This is a genomic window from Plesiomonas sp. (genome assembly GCF_051650925.1).
In the GTDB taxonomy this organism is placed as follows: Bacteria; Pseudomonadota; Gammaproteobacteria; order Enterobacterales; family CAMTGL01; genus Plesiomonas.
Genome location: NZ_JBOFRH010000597.1, coordinates 1 through 1,642 on the forward strand (window position 1 = coordinate 1; position 1,642 = coordinate 1,642).

General features: G+C 48.0%; 3 protein-coding genes. All 3 read right to left on the minus strand.

The features are described 5' to 3' along the window. A partial coding sequence (gene bcsG, locus ACRC27_RS14225) for a cellulose biosynthesis protein BcsG (RefSeq protein ID WP_438640181.1) occupies window positions 1-704 on the minus strand: 704 nt, incomplete at its 3' end. Between the two features lie 84 nt (window positions 705-788). Beyond that, a complete protein-coding gene (locus ACRC27_RS14230; RefSeq protein ID WP_438640182.1) occupies window positions 789-1,109 on the minus strand; it encodes a hypothetical protein in 321 nt (106 codons plus the stop codon). Between the two features lie 2 nt (window positions 1,110-1,111). Next, on the minus strand, window positions 1,112-1,642 hold a 531-nt coding region (locus ACRC27_RS14235), incomplete at its 5' end, for a BcsE family c-di-GMP-binding protein (protein ID WP_438640183.1).

The following is a 1,642-nucleotide window of genomic DNA, read 5'->3' on the forward strand; positions in this document are numbered from 1 at the left end:
AAGGTGGTTACTTGCTGGCTCTGCTGTTGATAAAACGCCGCCAACGCACTGTTTAGCACCTGATCATCCGGCACACTGGCCAGTTGTGGCTGTGGCGCAGCAGTACCAGCCCCAGCACTTCCAATCTCGGTATGACTATTGTCGCCATAGCCACCACCGGTTGCCGTGACTTCTGACCGCAATGCGGTCTGCGGAACAGTGCGATCATCGGCCACTGTTTCAGCAGGGCGGCTGATTAACGTCGGTAAATAAGGGCTTGCTGCCACATACAGCAGATAGGCAAAAATCAGGGCTGAAAAACGGATGAACTGGCTCAAAAACAGGTAGCTGAGCAACATAACTAACCCGATGGCCAGCCAGTTCCAGTTGATAAAGCGGCCAGCTAACTCCAGCATATAATCAGCAGAAAATGACTCCACCGCCGATGACTGGGCAATCAAACGGCTAAACGGTGGCAGCCATGAATCATAATAATACAGCGCCACACCTGCCGGAATCGCCAGCAAATGCCTCAATCGATGTAACCAAACCGGAGGCAACGGAAAAAGTAAAAATGCCGCCAACGCCAGATTGTACAGTGGATGAAAATTAATCAGACCAAATCCGAACAGTGCAAATTTGGTGATAAAGTAGAAATTCCACAGACCTAAGCCGCGCCAGTGGCGTAAAGCAGCAGGTAACGGCGATAGCGTCACATCATTCATACTAATCCCTTATTGTGCGTTCTATTGGTCATGGTAGGCCCGTTACCCTTTGATTACCTTACGCGATGTGGTTGCGGTATCTTATTATTTTGGCTGATTTTCCTGCGAGGGAGCACTCTTTTTTTCAACCGTTTTGTTCTGAGTATTGGATTTTTTTTGATCTGACTTTTGCGGCTCTTGTTTTTGCGAGCCCTGTTTTTGTGTGCCTTGCTTTTGATAAAATTCGGCGACTCGCTCTATTTTACCCAGAGATACCCGCATAATCCGTTTTTGATACCGCGGGCGAATGAGTGCACGCAATACTATCGTCTTTCCCCAGACAAAAACTGGGCGAATATAAAACCCAATCAAACCCGCAATAATGGCTGTGATCAACACAACCTGACCTAACGATTGTAAATCCATCATCACACCTTCAACGGCAGCACAGTAGGTGTCACGCCAGCATGACGGCGTTCCAGTGAAGCGATATCCACTTTTTGTTGTTCTTGGATCTGGGTATCTCGCACACCCAGTTGTGCCAGCAGATCATCAGTATAATCTTTTGGCTCAGGCAGCCATGACAGCCGTTTTAACTCAGTTTGCAGTGCATCCTGCCCGTTAATTACTTGTGATTCAGTAAACAGTGTATTGATGGGGAGATGAAACGTATTTTGCAGCGCCCGATCAGCATCATTTGGCCGACAGGCAAAAAAGAATACATAAATCTGATCATCTGCCACAGTGATCACATCACCTTGGCGGCGCATTTCGCACTGTGCCAGTATATCAACCAACCCCAGACTTGGTGCAGGCTGTAAAATAATCAATAATCCGCGCGTTTCGGCGGTTAAGCTGCGATCAATTTCATCTTGCAGTAACGGGTAAAAATCACGTGCCGGAATGTAACCTTTCAGATGCAGCGGCTGTGAAGAGGCGAGCAGGCTATCAATGCTCGG